This is a genomic window from Pseudomonas sp. SIMBA_068 (assembly GCF_046534705.1).
In the GTDB taxonomy this organism is placed as follows: Bacteria; Pseudomonadota; Gammaproteobacteria; order Pseudomonadales; family Pseudomonadaceae; genus Aquipseudomonas; species Aquipseudomonas putida.
In genome coordinates this window covers 1-243 of the sequence record NZ_JAWRYI010001402.1, presented here as the reverse complement: position 1 = coordinate 243, position 243 = coordinate 1, and the positions used below count along the sequence as shown (strand labels likewise).

Here is a 243-nt window from a genome sequence, read left to right as displayed (position 1 = left end):
AGCACCACATTGGGGATCAGGTCCACCACCAGCCGCGCATAGAGTTCGATGTAGGTATGGATGGCGCCGATTTCCAGCAGCCCGTCTTCCAGCAACTGGCTGATGCGCAGGCTCTGGGTGCCGGCAAAGGAAAAGTCCAGCTTGCGGGCGATGCCGCGCTCGAACAGGTCCAGGTGCTCGGAACGGCCGACGCTGGGCATGATCATGTGCAGGTCATGCAGCCTGGCCGGGTCGGCCTTGGCC

Annotated in this window: 1 protein-coding gene; it reads right to left on the bottom strand. The window is 63.4% G+C overall.

Annotated features, from left to right (window positions below; all coding sequences use genetic code 11):
- The coding region (locus tag SB756_RS34230) for a malonate decarboxylase subunit alpha (protein WP_410913776.1) at nucleotides 1-243 on the bottom strand (243 nt) is incomplete at both ends.